Raw genomic sequence first — 17,863 nt, forward strand, 5'->3', positions numbered from 1 at the left:
CATCAATATTTTTCGATTTGAAGCACTTTATTTCTTACTTTTATTACTAGCCTTATTTGAGTGTCTGTTTTACAGACGGATACTCATACTCGTTTGATATCTTGAATCCCTTTATTTTTTGGCATATTTCAATACCTATATATGTGATGAGAAATATAACCCTGATTAACTCCTCTTGCGAGTTGCATCCTATAATGGTATGCGTCACGGGGATTTCCTTCATTCATGAATGATTTACAGGGGAAGTGTGAAGTAATGGCATACAAAACTGCATATCCGGTCATCGCAGGACTGCTTATACTGGCATTCCTGATATCCGGAAGTATGGCGGAGCCACAACAGAAAGGGGTAGTCTTTGTCAACTCTGTTCCAGAGGGAGCAGAGATCTACCTCACCAATGTGTCGGTATCGCCTGACAATCTGACTGTATCGGATACGGAGGGTCTCACTCCACGGGAGTTCTTTGTGAATCCCGGAACATACCGGCTATTTCTAAAGAAGTATGGATTTATCACGTGGTGGAATGAGTCATTCACTGTCACCCCGGGAACGTACCTTAACTTCAGCACGGTGACACTTACCCCGAATAACCCGGTCTATGGTGCAATCCATCTTGACACCAATCCGTCGGATTCGGATCTGACCCTTCATCGTGAGATTCCAAATGTCACCAGTCTGATCTACAGTAAGACTCCTGCGTCAGTGGAGTCACTGCCTCCTGGGACTTATATCTATAATATCACCCGGTCCGGATATTATCCAAAGAACGGGACCACTGAGGTAACTGCGGGTAACGTGACTGAACTTCGGATTAATCTCGATCCGATCCCGGAGACTGCACCGGTGACCTTCAAGAGTGAACCGACAAATGCTGATGTCTTTATCTATCAGATCAGCATGATGAATGCTGATCAGCAGAGTGCACTTGTATCAAAGATGGATGCTGCTCTGAGTAACTTCAATGGCACCCACGAAGACGTTGCAGCAAAAGTTCAGGGTGTTGTCTCAACCGAGGATGTTACTCCTGAGTATCTGAAGTACACAGCAGGAATTATTGGCAACACGACGACAACACAGCAACTCTACTCCGGAGAATACTTCACAGTCTTCTTCAAGGATCGCTACCACTGGGGCTACAAATTCTTCAACGTGACTGCCAGTGTCCCGAGCACGGTCGAAGTTGAATTAACGCCATTCACCAACTATGTTCAGGTCTACTTCGAGACCAGTGTCGATGATGATGATCATCCTGAACTGGGTATCCCCAAGGGAGCCAGTGTCACCTATGATGGCGAAGTGCAGGAGAACCGGACTCCGTGCTGGATCAGTCTGCCTTCCCAGAAGATTGTCAATGTGACCTTTGACCGGATGCCTTTAAACCTGCCAAAGACTGTCACGGTTGACACGAGCCTGTTTGTTGGTCGTCCCTCAAAATGGGGTCAGATCATCAGCCTTGATCGTGCCACATACTTCATACAGGCAGCGTCAGACGAACACTCATCGATCCAGCCATCAGGTTTGATCCCGGTTATTGCAGGAGAGACTAAAGAGTTTACCCTGAGCGGAGAACATCCGGCATATCTTGCACACAACCTGACTGTGGACCGGACGAGCGAAGGAAAACCTGTATTCAATATCACCTATAATCTCGAAAACGTCACATATCCACATGAGAAGACACTTGGCAATGCAACGCTCTATCTGAATTCCCTCAAAAAGCAGGTGGCTGTTAATGCAACTGTCGGAAAAGGCGGTTCAGTCAACAACGCAGGAATAACCTTCTATGACTACGGAGATGACAGTGCAGCCTATAACTTCTCACCAGAGACAGACTACCAGGTCAAGCAGTTGTATCTGGATGGTGAGCCGGTTCCATATGCACCGTCCTATGTGATTCAGGGTTCGAAGATGACATACAACCATACGTTGTACTGCACCTTCCGACCGACAAAAGTCACTGTCTTTGCAAATTATTCAGCAGGAGGAAAGATTGATCCATCTGATCCCTATCAGGTGGATTATGACGGATGTACGAAGAATACCACCGGTGTTCCTGATCCTGGATACTACCTCTCGTACCTCAGACCCGAGTTTGAATCAGGTGATTCATACATGGAGTCCGAAGGCTTCAAGACCAACTTCCAGATCTGCAACCTTCACACCAACCTCACCTGGCATGCTGTCTTTGAGAAGCAGTGGTTCAATGTAACATCCTCTGCTATCCCTACAAATGCCGGGATGATCGTTCCTGCCGGTGACTCGACAGCAACGTATGGGCAGATAATGACCTTCAACTCGACAGCCTTCTCTGGATACCAGCTTGCAGATATCACTGACAACGGAGTTTCCAAGGGCCCGATCAGTTCCTATACCGTCAATGTTACTGAGAACCACGAGATTATTGCACATTTTCAGCCTGACGTCCTGACCATCACGGCGGTTGCTGGTCAGGGCGGTCAAATCGAGCCCAATGGCACGGTTAATGTTACCTTCGGGAACACCCAGTGCTTTAACATCACCGCATTCAGTAACTACTTCATCTCCAATGTGGAGGTTGATGGCGTTAGTCAGGGTAACAATACCAGTCCGATGACGTATTGCTTCCCGAATGTGACAAAAAATCACTCGATTAACACAAGTTTCAGCAAGTATGCCTACACTATAACACCATCAGCAGGAACTGGTGGAACCATCTCACCATCAACTCCACAGAATGTAACCATTGGTGACTCTATCAGTTTCACCATCGCAGCAAACCCATGCTACACCATCGGCGATGTCATCGTTGACGGAGTAAGCAGCGGTCCGCAGGTCAGCCCCTATGTGTACACATTCCCGAATGTGAATGCTGATCACACAATCCAGGCAGTATTCCAGATCAAGACATACAACATCCTGGTCAACCAGTCCAATGGTGGTAACATCTCACCGGCAGGAACAAATGGAATCGTCCAGGTAAACTGCGGGTCAAGCCAGATCTTCACCATGACTCCTGACACAGGGAATGCACTCTACGATCTGATCGTGGACAACACCTCTGTAGGCCCGATCAATCCATACACCTTCCTGAACATCAGTTCAGATCACACTATCGAGCCGGTCTTCGTGCTCCCTCCAGTGCCTGACTTTGAGGCAGATCGTGTCAGAGTTCCACCAAAGTACCCGGTCACATTCAAAGATCTCACCATAAACAACCCGACTGACTGGCTCTGGGACTTTGGTGATGGTGAAGTGACCAATGTACGCGAGCCGGTTCACCTCTATGCCAAGACCGGTAACTACACCGTCAAACTCACGGCCTTCAATGCAGCTGCGCCGACTGGTGTTACAGTTGAGAAGAAGGATTACATCACGGTGACCACCGATCCGATTGCATGCATGATGGCAAAACCACTGGGAGGAACTGTGCCTCCTGGATTAACCGTCGAGTTCACTGACTGTTCACTGAACACAGAGGATGTCTCATGGGGCTGGGTCTTTGGTGACAGCAGTGCCGGTTCACTCTCAAAGAACATCACGCATACCTACACTGCACCGGGTGTCTACCAGGTAACTCACCAGGTTGACAAACCGTTCACTGCAAAGGACTATGCATATGAGACGATCACCGTCATGCAGCAGCCGGTTGCTGACTTCATGGCACACCCACTCTCTGGTAAGTCACCGCTCAGTGTCCAGTTTGAGGACAAATCACAGGGCTTCCCGACTGAGTGGTTCTGGAACTTTGGTGACAGCACAGCGTCATACGATCAGAATCCGCTGCACGTATACTCCACACCTGGCAACTACACGGTAACTCTGAAGGTCTTCAGCGATGAAGGAACTTCAGAGAGGGTAAAGGACGGATACATCTCCGTTCTCTAACCTTTTTTTGTTTTTTTAAAAAAAGTGGTCAGATGTTCTGATCGCGTCTTATGATCTAATTATTCCAGTTCTTTCTTCAGTGCTCCGATCTTGTCCCTGAGCATGATGGCCTCCTCAAAATTGAGGAGTTGGGCTGCTGTCTTCATCTGTGCCTCCAGGTCTATGATCATCGCCGGAATTGATGACTTTTGTACCGGCTTTCCAGCCGGAAGTTCGATCTCCTGCTCCCTCACCGGTTTTTTGATAGTCTGGGGTGTTATGTTGTGTTCCTTGTTGTATCCCATCTGCAGACTGCGTCTTCTCTCTGTCTCATCCATGGCAGTCTGCATTGAGCCGGTGATGGTGTCTGCATACAGTACAACATGTGCCTCTGCGTTGCGGGCTGCACGCCCGATGATCTGGATCAGACTCCTGGCATCACGAAGGAATCCTTCCTTGTCAGCATCGAGGATACCGATGAATCCGACCTCCGGGATATCAAGACCCTCACGGAGAAGGTTGATCCCAACAAGTACGTCAAAGATTCCGAGTCTGAGTTCTCTGATGATCTCGGTCCGCTCAAGGGTGTCAATGTCTGAGTGAAGGTACCGTGTCTTCACGCCCCGTGCTTCAAGGTACTCGGTGAGCTCTTCAGCTAGCCTTTTGGTTAGTGTGGTGAGGAGGACCCGATCTCCTTTTTCGATCGTCTTCTGGATCTCTGATCTAACATCTTCCATCTGCCCTTTGATCGGCCTGACTTCAACCACCGGATCGATAAGGCCGGTAGGTCTGATGATCTGCTCGACAACCTGCTGCGAGAGTTCTTTTTCGTACTCTGCCGGGGTAGCAGAGACAAAGATCACGTGCTTCAGGTATCGTTCGAATTCATGAAACCGGAGCGGGCGGTTATCAAATGCAGATGGCAGTCTGAACCCGTAATCCACAAGTGGGATCTTTCGCGATCGGTCACCGTTGAACATCGCCCTGACCTGGGGGACTGTCTGGTGACTCTCATCGATGAAGAAGAGAAAATCTTTCGGGAAGTAATCGAGCAGACAGTATGGTTTCTCTCCGACACTCCTGCCGTCAAAGTGGCGTGAGTAGTTCTCGATCCCTTTGCATGAGCCGGTCTCCCTGATCATCTCGAGGTCATACTTTGTCCTCTGCTCAAGCCGGTGCGCCTCAAGCATCCCGAGATGAGGCAGCCGTTCCTGGAGTTCGACCTCGATAGACTGTATGGCCGCCTCTTTCTGTTCTTCTGGAATGATGTAGTGCCTTGCCGGGTACACGTAGATATGCCTGAGTTTCTCAACCGGGTCTCCGGTTGTCCGGTTGATCTCGGTGATCCGATCTACCTCATCGCCGAAGAGTTCGATCCTGATGATGTTGTTATAATAACTCGGGACAAGATCGATGGTCTCCCCTTTTACTCTGAACCTGCCTGGTATCAGTTCGATATCATTTCGTTCGTAGAGATTGTCGACGAGTCGCGAGATGATATCTTTGCGTTCGAACTTCTGACCTACTCCGAGATCAAATCCCATGCTCTTGTAGGTGTCAGGGCGACCGAGACCATAGATACATGAGACTGAAGAGACGACGATCACATCACTTCTACCAAGCAGGGACGCAGTAGCCGAGAGCCGCATCATCTCAATCTTCGGGTTTATCTGTGCGTCCTTCTCGATATACTGGTCTTTCTTTGCGATGTAGGATTCAGGCTGGTAGTAATCGTAGTACGAGACAAAGTACTCAACTCTGTTATGCGGAAAGAACTCCCTGAACTCATGGTAGAGTTGGGCTGCAAGCGTCTTGTTGTGGGCCAGCACCAGCGTTGGCATGTTCAGTTCAGCGATCACATTTGCCATCGTGAAGGTCTTCCCTGATCCGGTGACCCCGAGAAGGGTCTGTGCCGGGAATCCCTTATTGTATCCTTCCACCAGTTCCCGGATTGCTTCAGGTTGTGACCCCCGTGGCTGGTACTCTGATACGATCTGAAAGTCTGTCATGATAGTGCCTTCTTCCGTCTGATCTGACGCTGGTACGTGATCGCAAACCTGTGTGCCTCATCCCTGATCTCCTGGACAAGAAGAGATGCAGGGCTCTTCTTTGAAAGAGGAATCGGTAGGGCTCGTTTGGTGGTATAGATCTCCTCTTCTCTCTTGGCGATGGAGATGAGCGGTATGGAAAGATGAAGAGTTTCCAGTTCGGCCTCTGCGGCATGGAGTTGCCCCTGGCCACCGTCGATGATGATAAGATCCGGAAGTGGCAGTTCCTCTTTTTTCAGCCTGCTATACCTACGTTTCACAACCTCGGCTATCGAGGAGAAGTCATCGATCCCCTCCACAGTCTTGATCCTGAACCTCCGGTAGTTCTTTTTGTCAGGTCTTCCATCCCTGAAACTCACCATGGATCCAACGGTGCCTGTACCTGAAAGGTGGGAGATATCAAAGCACTCGATTACTTCAGGAGGACCTGCCAGGTTCAGGGCTTCTCCAAGTTCGATAACTCTCATCTTTCCGGCAAAGAACGAGGCTTCAATGTTCTTCATCACAAGATCCAGAAGGTGTTTTTTTGCCCCTTGTATAGGAACTGTAAGGGTCACTTTGGTCTCTCTGATGTTTGACAGATACTCTTCGATTGCAGTATCAGGGATCACTGGCAGGATCAGTTCGTTCGGTGGCCGCACATTTGCATAATACTGGATGATAAATTCCTCAAGAAACTCCTCAGTCTCTGGAAAGACAAACTCTTCCTTGCTGGTGAGGGTCCCCCTTTCGATAGTGAAGAGGATCAGGTATACTGTCCCTGATACGATCTGGTAGTTGATGATGTGTTCATTTGCCTGCTTCTGCCGCTGAACATACTGCCGCTCAGAAAGGCGTTCGATGGCAGCGATCTGATCCCTGATTGCAAGTGCCTGTTCGAACTCCTCCCGCTCTGCATGCCCTGCCATCTCCTCTTTGAGACTGGCGATGAGATCCTGGTTCTTTCCTTTTAGCAGGAGATCAGCACTCTTTACCTGGTACTGGTACTCCGGCTCTGATACCTTCCCCTGACATGGGGCAGAGCAGGTTTCGAGATGTGAGCGAAGGCATGCCCGTTTTGTCATCTTTCTGCATGTTCTCAGGTGAAAGGTCTGTTTGATGAATGCGAGGACCTGGTCACGTTCAGCAGCAGAGACGAACGGACCATACAGAGATCCACCCTTTTTTCCTCCCCTGTACCTGGCTATGCCTATTCTGGGAAAGGGATCATCGCTGATCCTGATGAATGCGTAACTTTTGGCATCCTTGAGATCTATGTTGAACTTTGGCTGATGCCGCTTGATCAGCGTATTTTCAAGGATGAGTGCTTCTACCTCTGAAGCAGTTATGATGAAGTCAAGATCTGCAGCCTCACTGACCATTCGATTGGTCTTGGCTCCGTGATCGGTCTTCTGGAAGTAACTCGATACGCGTTTCTTCAGGTTTTTTGCTTTGCCGATGTAGATGATCGTCCCTTCTGCATCCTTGAAGAGGTAGCAACCCGGATCATGGGGGAGAATTTTGAGATCGATCATGGTTTATCCGCTGCAGATATTCTCGTCGTATTTTTCCTGATCCAGATGAAAAAGAGTGTTGTGTTATTTGTTCTTTTTTGTCTGGGTTCGCTTTTTCACTGGTTTTGGTTTTAATGTTGTCTCCTGGGTGGGCAGGAGCTTTTTTAGAAACATTCCGGTATGACTCTTTGTAGCCTGGGCTATCTCTTCAGGTGTGCCGGTTGCGATGATCTCTCCTCCGGCATCCCCTCCCTCAGGACCGAGATCAATGATGTAGTCAGCCGATTTGATGACATCCAGATTGTGCTCGATAACGAGGACCGTGTTTCCTTTTTCAACAAGCCCGTCAAGCACAGTAATCAGTTTTCGTACATCATGGAAATGAAGCCCGGTCGTCGGTTCATCAAGCAGGTACACGGTTTTACCGGTGGCCCGCTTTGAGAGTTCACGGGTCAGTTTGATCCGCTGTGCTTCACCGCCGGAGAGTGTAGTTGCACTCTGGCCGAGCTTGATGTACCCGAGACCGACATCGAGCAGTGTCTGCAGTTTGTTTCTTATCTTCGGGATATTCCCAAAGATCTCCATGGCCTCTTCGACACTCATGGCGAGGGCATCAGCGATGGATTTTCCCTTGTATTTAACCTCGAGAGTCTCCCTGTTGTACCTGGTACCCTTGCATTCCTCACACTCGATGTACACGTCAGGCAGGAAGTTCATCTCGATCTTGATCAGCCCGTCACCCTGGCAGGCCTCACAGCGTCCTCCTTTCACATTGAACGAGAAACGTCCTGATTTATATCCCCGGACTTTCGCCTCTTTGGTCTCTGCATACAGGGTTCTGATCTCATCAAAGACCTTGGTGTAGGTTGCAGGATTAGACCTCGGAGTTCTGCCGATAGGTGACTGATCGATGACGATCACCTTGTCGACCTCTTCGTCAAAGATGAGTTCATCGTGAGCCCCGACATCGACCCGTGAGTTGTATACCGCCTTCTGAAGGGCAGGATACAGCGTATCATAGATGAGGGTAGATTTTCCAGATCCTGAAACTCCGGTCACGAGAGTAAGGGTGCCCATCGGAATTCTGGCAGATACTCCTTTCAGATTGTTTGCCCGACATCCGGTTATGGTGATAAATCTCTTGCTGGTTCTGCGGTTCTGCGGAACCTCTATCATCATCCGCCCTGACAGGTATGCCCCGGTGAGTGAATCGGGATGTTTCTCGATCTCATCAGGTGTTCCCTCTGCCACGACTGCCCCACCATGGGTACCTGCACCGGGTCCCATGTCTATCACCCAGTCTGCAGCCCTGATCGTGTCCTCGTCATGCTCAACCACGATGAGCGTGTTGCCGAGGTCACGGAGCTGGCGGAGTGTCTCGATCAGCCGGTTGTTGTCACGCTGGTGCAGTCCGATCGACGGCTCATCAAGCACATAGAGCACACCCATGAGATTTGCACCGATCTGTGTTGCGAGCCTGATCCGCTGTGCCTCTCCTCCCGAAAGGCTTCCTGCAGTCCTTGAGAGTGTAAGATACCCGAGCCCGACACGCTGTAGAAAGAGAAGACGTGACTGGATCTCTTTGAGCACCTGCTGTGCGATCTCACGTTCCTTGTCGGTAAGCTGGATCGTTTCAAAGAACCTGATACATGACGTAATCGATAGATCGGTCACATCCACGATCGAGTGTCCGGCTATCCGGACGGCAAGCACCGTCTCCTTCAGCCGTTTCCCGTGACATACCGGGCACTCACTGATCCGCATGAACTTTTCGAGTTCGCGTTTGCGGTACTCAGATTCGGTCTGCTGGTAGAGCCGTTCTGCCTGAGGGAGCAGTCCTTCCCATGTTCCTTTGTGTGACCAGGTTCCCTGCCCCTGCTTGTAACTCATGTGGAAGTTGATCTGTTCGGGTGAGCCGAACATCAGAACTTCATACTGTTTCGGTGTCAGATCCTTGATCGGTGTGTGAATAGTAAACCCAAAGTGCTCGGCCACTGCTCCGACAAGCTGTGAACGGTACCCGTCGAGAAAATTCCGGTACGTGGCGATGGCCCCGTCTGCGATGGACTTTTCTTTGTCAGGAATAATAAGACCTGAGTCGAAGTCCATCCTGATCCCGAGCCCTTTGCATTCTGGGCAGGCACCGAAGGGGCTGTTGAACGAGAACATTCGTGGCTGAAGTTCCTCAAAGGTCAAGCCACAGACCGGACATGCCATCTTTGCCGAGTAGAGGTGATCTACTCCGTCTTCTCCGAACGCGATCACGAGACCGTCTGACCTCGCGGTCGCCTGCTCCACAGCCTCGACAATGCGTGAGTGGTCTGAAAGGTCCATCCGGTCAACAACGAGATCGATGGTGTGCATCTTGTACCGTTCAAGGACGATCTCGTCCTCGGTCCGGTAGATCTCACCGTTGACCCTGACCCTGGCAAATCCCTCTTTGTTGAGATCTTTGAAGAGTTGCTGGTAGGTTCCCTTCTTCTTCCTGACTAACGGGGCAAGGATGGTGATCATCCCGGAGAGATCCTCTTCTATCTTCTCAGCGATCTTCTCCGGTGACTGGGCGATGATGGGGAGGTTATGTTCTGGGCAGTAGGCAATACCAATACGGGCGAAAAGCAGACGAAGGTAATCGTAAATCTCGGTGACTGTACCAACGGTTGAGCGTGGGTTTTTGCTGGTAGATTTCTGCTCGATTGAGATAGCAGGTGAAAGCCCTTCGATACTGTCCACATCTGGCTTGTTCATCAGCCCGAGGAACTGCCTTGCATACGATGAGAGAGATTCTACATATCTGCGCTGACCTTCAGCATAGATCGTATCAAAGGCGAGGGTGGATTTTCCTGATCCAGAGAGACCTGTGATGACAACCAGTTCATCACGCGGGATTGCAATGGTAATATTTTTAAGATTATGCTCTCGTGCTCCTTTTATCAGAAGTCGTCCGCCTGTTTGTCCCGGAGTGTTTTTTAAAACAACTCCGCCATCAGATGGATGAATTAATCTCCCTCCTTACAGTCTGGGCAGGAATAATTCTGAAGTTTCCTGATAGTTTTGGTGAATTACCCGATTTTTTTCCGGGGATGGTAGTATGGCTCTCCGAAATCATCTGCCTACTATGAGCCGCATGGCACGATTATACTTTTTGAGCAATTTTAAATCGCCTGAATCTGGTGTTTTTATCCGATTCTGCGTTTTATCCGGATGGCCTGAACTTACTAGGTATTGATGGGATAATCCTGTTTGTCAGGCTAGTCATGCATGAACAGGAACCTAATAACCATCTCCGGATAATATGTACATCACTCCGTTTCAGGATGGGATAATGGGATTAGATGATTCATTTCATGAAGGGATGAAAGCCTTTCGTGATGGGCGATATCAGGAAGCCATAGAGATACTGCAGAAAGCTGTTGCAACAAACGAACAGAATCACAAGGCATGGAATGCTCTGGGTGTTACGTATTCAAAGCTTGGCCAGTTGGAAGAGGCCCTTACCTGCTATGAGAATGCCCTCAAATATGATCCCGGTAATCTCTCATACGAACAGAACCGCGATCAGATCGTTACAAAAGCATTCAAAAAGATTAGTCCGCCTGAAGAGGACCGAAAGATGGATCACCAACCAGAAGGGCTGAGCGCCCTTACGATCCCATATCAGAAGTTCCTCATCCCGGCTGTTGTACTCATCTTTGTGGCAGCTCTTGCGGTCTATCTGCTCATCATCCCCTCGTTCTTCGGCAGTCACAGCCCATCCCCTTCCCATCCGATCACCCCGGTTCCCACAGTTGTTCCTGATGAGACATCAGTTCCATCAGAAAATGAAACACAGGCCGGTATCTCAAATGAGACTGTGTCAGGGAATGAACCTGATCCTTCCAATTCGGCCGGTGGTCTTCAGCCAACCCTTGTTATCAGCGGTGATCTGAATGGAAAATATACCAAAGGGCTTTCAGAACTGACCTTCACGATTGTTCTGACTGATGGCAGTCAGCCCCAGTACCTGCCACGTGTCAGTTATCTCTGGGCAGCCGGTACCATGGATCCGGTGACTGTACTTCCGGCAAACCCGGCATCAGGTACCATCAAGCCAGGGGATGAACAGGAGGTCACGTTGCAGATTCCAGCCGAACAGCAGCCGCGTGGTGGGGAGAAGTTCACCCTTGAGATCCGGCCACCCACAGGGCAGCCTGCAACCTATACAACATCTCTTCCAGATAATTACCGTGGCGGGATTATTGCAAATCCTTCACCCGGATATTCAGGATCTTCTTCGGCCGTCGCCTCTCAGTCTGGTGAGGCTACCTCCAATCTTGCTGTTGAAGGATCAATAAACGGGTTTTACTCAGGAGAACTCCAGGAGTTCTCGCTTACTCTTCGTGAACAGGCTACCGGATCACCTCAGGACATGAACCGGATCACCTACATGTTCTCTGTTAATGATGGAACACCGGTAAAGCTCACCAAGGTTCTGCCTGCATCAGGAACGATCAACCCTGGTGAACAGCAACTGATCACGTTGAGTATTCCTGAAGACTCACGCCCACGTGCAGGAGACACCTTTACCCTCGATATTAAACCTGATAACGGTCCGTCAGTCCAGGTCAGGAAAGCCCTTTCATCTGCATACAAAGGTGGAGTAATCTCATAACCCCTTTTTCTGGAAAAAAAGTCCTGGGTTGAATCTATTTCTTCTGTGTCAGAGTTTCAAACACAAAATCAGTATCTCACTCCTGACCACTCACCACCGTTGGTATCACTCTCTCCAGTTCCCCAGGTTCCGGTGAATGCACAACAGTCATTTCTGAAGAAGAATGTGAACCTGCCTGAATTTGATCGTCCTGTTGTTTCAGGTTCAGACCAGGTTCCGGTGAGGATTGGTCCGGACATAATTCCCTGGAATGATCCCTTCTGTTTTCCGGTATAAGATCCATCTATGCTGACATCACGAAGAGAATACCCTGTCTCTACCAGGGTGACATTCCCCTTGTTTGTCTTCCATGCGCCAGATATGTCACAACCGGGTTCGGTTGCCCGGCCATCTTGTAGCGGTTCCCATGCAGCAGAGTAACTGACTTTATTAGCCAACTGATGGTTTGTGTTTGCCTCTATTGCCGGAAGTACCTGGACACTCACACTTTTTCCGCCATCCAGGCAGGTGAAGTAGCGGGTGACCCTGTTGAGCGGGATTTCCTCGGATACGCGTTTGACCGAACCGATATCAGCACCTTTCTGGTAAAAAGTATCACCAAGGTACATACCGATGTCAGGACCCAGTCCGGGAGTCTGTGAGTTCTGGTATCGTACCTGTGTCGGCCCGTCTTCCAGCCCTGCTTTATAAAACGGTTCCTGGATTGTTGTAATGGTAAGGATTCCCGGTCCGCCAGGAATGACCATAACTCCCGGAGCAGGGGATGGAATATTTCCGTTATTCCATGCTTCGGAGAAGGAACCGGTAAGCGAGACCAGTGTCCCTGCTGAAACCGGTACTACAAGAAGGAGCGTGAAAATGATAATTTGAAACAGGATCTTCTGCATCTGTACACCTCTGCATAAACTCACCAATTATTGCAGATAACCGTTGTGTCTTATGTCAGATCTGATCCCAGGGTCGTGGTTCTGACGAGAGATTAGGTAAATTCTTGTTCTTCTCATGATGGGAATTTTACCGATGGCTATGAATAAGAGGTTGTCAGGACCTCGATACATGGCAGTATCATGGAAGCACGTGATAGTTCCCGGGAGAACCGTAACAAGACAGCGGTTGAGAATACCTGGATTGATACCTCATACATAGTCCGAAAAATAAAGATCTTCCAGAAGAGTTATGACTACAAGTCAGGACTCCGTGTATAACCAGAATAATGAGGAGCCGTGCCCCATCCTCTCATCTTCTTTTTGTCCCACCAAGCGATCCGAGAAGCCCCCTGACAAGTTCCCTGCCCACCTGGGTACCTATGCTCCTCGCAACAGAAACAGCGATGTCCCCTACGATTTCAGCAGGCTGATCTTCTTTCCTGCTTCGTGGTGTTGTTTTTCGTACAGGTTCTTTCTTGGATTTTTCTGAAGAGTTCTTGCGCTGTGTCACAGCCGGCCCCCCGCATACAGCCTCTGTTCGTGCAGCCAGTTTTTCATACGCAGATTCCCGGTCAACCGGAGTATCGTACTTCCCGGCATCTGGAGAAGCAGCCATGATCTTCTTCCTCTCTTCAGGTGAAAGAGGTGATAAACGGCTTGTCGGAGGTACAATGAAAGCCCGTTCTACAGGCGTTGGTGAGCCCTGTTTATCGAGGATGGATACAAGTGCCTCCCCTATTCCCAGTTCTGATATCGCTTTCTCTGTCTCAAATGCCGGGTTCTGCCTGAACGACCTGGCAGCTGTTCTGACTGCCTTCTCTTCATTCGGGGTTGTTGCCCTGAGTGCATGCTGGACCTTGTTTCCCAGTTGTCCGAGCACATCTTCAGGGATATCTGACGGACTCTGGGTGATGAAATAGATCCCGACCCCTTTGGATCTGATGAGTCTGACAATCTGAACGATCTTCTCTTCGAGGGCTTTTGGTGCATCCTTGAAGAGCAGATGTGCCTCGTCAAAGAAGAAGACAAACTTCGGTTTTTCAAGATCACCTTCCTCAGGCAGCTGCTCATAGAGTTCAGAGAGAAGCCAGAGTAAAAACGTAGAGTACAGTTTCGGGGACTGCATCAGTTTTTCCGCAGCAAAGAGATTGATCACCCCTTTCCCATCCGCAGTTCTGATCAGATCATCAATCTCAAGTGCCGGCTCGCCAAAGAACTGGTCTGCACCCTGATCCTCGAGTGCAAGAAGAGCACGCTGAATAGCCCCTGTCGAACTGGTACTGACATTGCCGTATGTTCCCTTGATCTCGGCAGCATGGTCTGATACATATGTTACCATTGCCCTGAGATCCTTGAGATCAAGAAGGAGGAGCCCGTTGTCATCAGCAACCCGGAAGATGATAGAGAGAACACCGGCCTGGGTCTCATTCAGATCAAGGATGCGGCCGAGCAGCAGCGGACCCAGTTCTGAAATGGTGGTTCTGACCGGATGACCGTTCTCGCCGAACAGGTCCCTGAAAATCACCGGGTATCCTGCATATGAAAAGCCGGTGAGACCAAGTTTTTTGATCCGTTCATCGATCTTTGGATTTCCCCCTCCCTCCATTGCGATGCCGGACAGGTCTCCCTTAATATCGGCAAGAAAGACCGGCACACCGATCCTGCTGAGACTCTCAACGATCACACGGAGGGTCACGGTCTTGCCTGTACCGGTTGCCCCTGCTATCAGACCGTGCCGGTTGATCATCTCAGGGAGGATTGTGACATCAGTCCCTCCCTTTGCAATCAGAAGTGGATCTGCCATGGAAGAGGTATCAGCATGATAACTGCATAAAGGTTATAGCCGCCAGGGACTGCTCCGTCATTGTTTTTCCTCCTGATCGCTTATGGCATCCTTTTCAATCGAATAATTATTGTCTCCTGAAGTCGTTAGATACCAGTATATGGGTGTGCTTCCTCCTCAGGATGAACCGATAGAGGTAGTAAAAGAAGAAGAGCAGCGTCTGTTTGAACCAATATCAGTTGATCATGAGATACCCGGTGAACTTGAAGAGACTGACACCCGCTTTATCTCCAGTACAATACCTGAGGAGCTTGCCGGCTTTCTTGAACCTTCTGAAGGCGAAGCAAAGCCGGTACCCGATGTAAATCCCTATCTTACAACTGCGAGACAACTCATCCTTGAGCATGAGTGGGATAAGGCATCGCCATTCATCACGATGAGTCTCAACCTGAATGCTGATGATGGCACAGCCTGGTTATACAAAGGAATTGTTGAGTTGTATCTGAACCAGGGGGATGAATCAGATCGCAGCCTCCAGCGTGCAGCAACCTACGAAAAAACCAGCAACACAGCACATTACTATCTGGCATACCTTAGGTACCGGACTGGTAACTATGCAGACTCCCTCATACAACTTTCTGAAGTACTTCAGAAGAATCCTGCACATGCCCGCTCGAGGTTTCTCTCCGGTCTTTGCAAGGTGTACCTGCAGCAGTACAATGATGCATTTGATGATCTCGAGATCCTTGTCACTGATAATCCGCGAAATGTCCGTGCCCTGCTCCTCATGGCATACTGCAGGATCAGGACACAGAGGTATGCTGATGCCATATCACTGCTAGATCAACTTCTGGAGCAACATGAACATCATGTTCCTGCATGGGAGATGAAGTCCCGTGCCCTCCTCAGTGAAGGCCGGTACTCAGAGGCAGTCACATCTGCAAGACGGCTTTTATCGCTCTCTCCTCATAATCACATCGCTCTCTATGTGCGAAGCATGGGATATATCAAACAGGGCCTGTATGAGGAGGGTCTCGATTCTGCACACGAGATGACAACATCAGAGCCACTGCAGAGTACCGGTTGGACCCTGATGGGTCTTGCCTATATGGGACTCGATAAATATCAGGATGCCTTGAAACGGTTTGATCGATCCCTGCTCCTGAACCCCCATGATGAACAGGTCACCTCATACCGTGTTCAGGCTCTGCGAAAACTGAAACGGTACGGGGATCTGCTCCAGTTTTATGCACATGTAACCGAAGAGAACCCTGACGACCTGAGGGCATGGTATAACAAGGGCGTACTTCTCCACCGGGTAGGTAAGTTGGAAGAGGCTGTCCAGTGTTATGATCGGGTAATCTCCCGCAATCCACATGAATACCGAGCCATCCTGAACCGGGGGAGAGCTCTGAAATCACTGCACCAGAACTCTGAAGCAATACGATCGTTTCAGCAGGCGATTTCCGTTCATGCTGACAGTGCAGATGCCTGGTATCATCTCGGGCAGATCTATACGGTCCTTGTAAGGCTCAGGGAGGCACTCACAAGTTTTGATCAGGCACTGGCGATCAAGCCGGACTTTGTAAAAGCCCTTGTCTGGAAAGCCCATGTGATGGATGAGTTAGGGATGAAACAAGAGGCATTCCAGACCATGAGTAAGGCACGGCGTCTTGATCCAAGTGTAACCGGAAAGATCAAGAGCAGACTTGTCCATGACTAATGCCGGACAAGTTGTTTCGTTTATTTGTGGAGTCTTCCGATCCTCTCGATCATCCGGTTCTTCTTTGACATTGCTGCTGTAGCTGCCCGGTCAACTCCTGCACGCATCTCTTCAAAGTCACGGCTCTCCTTGTCTACCAGTTTTTTAAGGGGAGTGTATGCTGCCTCTCTGAACCGTGGTCTGAACTCTGTCTCCTTACCATCTCTGATAAGAACCGGTTCTGCATTACCCTTCTCAACCCGACCGATCTCTGCAGCCCTGACACCTGCCCCTTCTAATACACCCTTAACCTCGCGAATAGTCTCTTCAGGAGCGACCACCAGCATTGCGTCGAGCGATACACCAAGGGGATCGATCTCCAGTTCTTCGAGCATCGTTCTGACAACCGGATCAACCAGTCCCAGGACCTGTTCTTCCTCGACGATGAACCGACATCCTGCTGTCTCTGCCATCTCGAAGATATCTCCTCTGAGTCCCCCGTTGGTCACATCGGTCATCGCGTGAATCTGGTGAAGCACATCGCTTTTCAGCAGGGAATCGGCACCTTTGAGGAACTGGAGGTTGATGGTCCTGTCCACGATGTCAGGAAATCCGTAATACAGGGCGGTGGTTGCGATGGTTCCTCCTCCTGCCCCTTCAGTCATCAGCAGGATGTCTCCAGGTCTTGCCTCTCTGCGGGCGGTGATATGATCAGCAACCCCGACGCACCCGACACAACCGGTGAGACGCTCTCCGATGACCATGTCCCCGCCTATTCGCAGGGTCGATCCTGACACAAGCGGGACCTGCATCACCTCTCCAACGGTTGTGATTCCGGCAGTGTAGTCAAATATTTTAGAGACATCACCGTCGTCAGCGACATGAATATCTGAAAAAAGCATCACCGGCTTTGCACCCATCACATAACAGTCGCGAAGTGTTGCCCTGGTCACGTGAAATCCGGCAAGGAACGGGAAATCACTGAGACGTGAGTGCATCCCGTCCACGGTGCTGATTATATATCTCCCACCTGCCTCGACAACGCCGGCATCATCCATCTCATCGACTCCGACATTTGCCCCGGTCTTTCCGATGATCTCAGCGATCTTGCGGTGTGCATAAAAATCTCCGGTCCCTCGTGAACCAACACCGAATTCTCCCATCGCCACACCTGCTTCAGTGCAGCTGAGAAGCTCACTGGTAAGACCGCTAGTATTCTTTACTTCGGTGATGACAGCATGCGCAAATTGCTCTGCATATTCCTGGGATACAGATTTGATCTCACGGATTCGTGATGAGAGATCCCTGATTATTTCAGCCTCTGCCCGGCCGGATTTCATATTTCGCCGGACATAGCCTTCAACATCCATGCATCCAGATTCGCACACTGCTGATAAATAAGTCTTCTTGATATCCT

Annotated in this window: 10 protein-coding genes; 4 read left to right on the forward strand and 6 right to left on the reverse strand. The window is 49.8% G+C overall.

From position 1 onward, the window contains the following. The first annotated feature begins 225 nt into the window (after nucleotides 1-225). Nucleotides 226-3,864 carry a PKD domain-containing protein gene (locus tag ACHZA2_RS15080; RefSeq protein ID WP_319580387.1) on the forward strand — a complete coding sequence of 1,213 codons (3,639 nt, stop codon included), beginning with the start codon at nucleotides 226-228 and terminating at the stop codon, nucleotides 3,862-3,864. 59 nt (nucleotides 3,865-3,923) lie between these two features. Here the strand turns inward: ACHZA2_RS15080 and uvrB are convergent, their stop codons facing one another. From uvrB to uvrA, 3 genes are all read right to left on the reverse strand, one after another. Continuing rightward, nucleotides 3,924-5,852 (reverse strand): excinuclease ABC subunit UvrB, encoded by a 1,929-nt coding sequence (uvrB, locus tag ACHZA2_RS15085; protein ID WP_319580388.1) that lies wholly within the window; start codon nucleotides 5,850-5,852, stop codon nucleotides 3,924-3,926. Next, nucleotides 5,849-7,405 (reverse strand): excinuclease ABC subunit UvrC, encoded by a 1,557-nt coding sequence (gene uvrC, locus ACHZA2_RS15090; protein ID WP_319580389.1) that lies wholly within the window; start codon nucleotides 7,403-7,405, stop codon nucleotides 5,849-5,851. The genes uvrB and uvrC overlap by 4 nt, the downstream gene beginning before the upstream one ends. A 63-nt stretch (nucleotides 7,406-7,468) precedes the next feature. Next, nucleotides 7,469-10,321 (reverse strand): excinuclease ABC subunit UvrA, encoded by a 2,853-nt coding sequence (gene uvrA / locus ACHZA2_RS15095; protein WP_319580971.1) that lies wholly within the window; start codon nucleotides 10,319-10,321, stop codon nucleotides 7,469-7,471. 388 nt (nucleotides 10,322-10,709) lie between these two features. Between uvrA and ACHZA2_RS15100 the strand changes: the two genes are divergently transcribed. After that, the gene (locus tag ACHZA2_RS15100) at nucleotides 10,710-12,035 is read left to right on the forward strand and encodes a tetratricopeptide repeat protein (RefSeq protein ID WP_319580390.1); all 1,326 of its coding nucleotides are present in this window, start codon (nucleotides 10,710-10,712) and stop codon (nucleotides 12,033-12,035) included. A 68-nt stretch (nucleotides 12,036-12,103) separates the two neighbouring features. Here ACHZA2_RS15100 and ACHZA2_RS15105 read toward each other — a convergent pair whose 3' ends face one another. After that, the gene (locus tag ACHZA2_RS15105; protein ID WP_319580391.1) at nucleotides 12,104-12,922 is read right to left on the reverse strand and encodes a hypothetical protein; all 819 of its coding nucleotides are present in this window, start codon (nucleotides 12,920-12,922) and stop codon (nucleotides 12,104-12,106) included. A gap of 180 nt (nucleotides 12,923-13,102) precedes the next feature. Here ACHZA2_RS15105 and ACHZA2_RS15110 point away from each other — a divergent pair, with 180 nt between their 5' ends. Next, entirely contained in the window at nucleotides 13,103-13,240 is a 138-nt protein-coding gene (locus ACHZA2_RS15110) for a hypothetical protein (RefSeq protein ID WP_319580392.1), read from the forward strand. 31 nt (nucleotides 13,241-13,271) lie between these two features. On the opposite strand, the gene ACHZA2_RS15115 is transcribed toward ACHZA2_RS15110, so the two are convergent. Continuing rightward, on the reverse strand, nucleotides 13,272-14,765 hold the full coding sequence (locus ACHZA2_RS15115; protein WP_319580393.1) for a helicase HerA-like domain-containing protein: 1,494 nt from the start codon (nucleotides 14,763-14,765) through the stop codon (nucleotides 13,272-13,274). 139 nt (nucleotides 14,766-14,904) lie between these two features. Here ACHZA2_RS15115 and ACHZA2_RS15120 point away from each other — a divergent pair, with 139 nt between their 5' ends. Further along, nucleotides 14,905-16,467 (forward strand): tetratricopeptide repeat protein, encoded by a 1,563-nt coding sequence (locus ACHZA2_RS15120; protein ID WP_319580394.1) that lies wholly within the window; start codon nucleotides 14,905-14,907, stop codon nucleotides 16,465-16,467. A 20-nt stretch (nucleotides 16,468-16,487) separates the two neighbouring features. Here ACHZA2_RS15120 and ACHZA2_RS15125 read toward each other — a convergent pair whose 3' ends face one another. Further along, the gene (locus tag ACHZA2_RS15125) at nucleotides 16,488-17,816 is read right to left on the reverse strand and encodes an AIR synthase-related protein (RefSeq protein ID WP_319580395.1); all 1,329 of its coding nucleotides are present in this window, start codon (nucleotides 17,814-17,816) and stop codon (nucleotides 16,488-16,490) included. Nucleotides 17,817-17,863: the final 47 nt, after the last annotated feature.

Origin of the sequence: uncultured Methanospirillum sp. (assembly GCF_963668415.2) — an archaeon.
Lineage (GTDB): Archaea > Halobacteriota > Methanomicrobia > Methanomicrobiales > Methanospirillaceae > Methanospirillum.

What these genes read in the sequence shown, in the direction of transcription:
- ACHZA2_RS15110 (WP_319580392.1), top strand. Translation starts at nt 13,103, where the DNA reads ATGGAAGCACGTGATAGTTCCCGGGAGAACCGTAACAAGACAGCGGTT.
- ACHZA2_RS15115 (WP_319580393.1), bottom strand. Translation starts at nt 14,765, where the DNA reads ATGGCAGATCCACTTCTGATTGCAAAGGGAGGGACTGATGTCACAATC.
- uvrC (WP_319580389.1), bottom strand. Translation starts at nt 7,405, where the DNA reads ATGATCGATCTCAAAATTCTCCCCCATGATCCGGGTTGCTACCTCTTC.
- ACHZA2_RS15105 (WP_319580391.1), bottom strand. Translation starts at nt 12,922, where the DNA reads ATGCAGAAGATCCTGTTTCAAATTATCATTTTCACGCTCCTTCTTGTA.
- uvrB (WP_319580388.1), bottom strand. Translation starts at nt 5,852, where the DNA reads ATGACAGACTTTCAGATCGTATCAGAGTACCAGCCACGGGGGTCACAA.
- ACHZA2_RS15125 (WP_319580395.1), bottom strand. Translation starts at nt 17,816, where the DNA reads ATGGATGTTGAAGGCTATGTCCGGCGAAATATGAAATCCGGCCGGGCA.
- ACHZA2_RS15080 (WP_319580387.1), top strand. Translation starts at nt 226, where the DNA reads ATGAATGATTTACAGGGGAAGTGTGAAGTAATGGCATACAAAACTGCA.
- ACHZA2_RS15120 (WP_319580394.1), top strand. Translation starts at nt 14,905, where the DNA reads ATGGGTGTGCTTCCTCCTCAGGATGAACCGATAGAGGTAGTAAAAGAA.
- ACHZA2_RS15100 (WP_319580390.1), top strand. Translation starts at nt 10,710, where the DNA reads ATGGGATTAGATGATTCATTTCATGAAGGGATGAAAGCCTTTCGTGAT.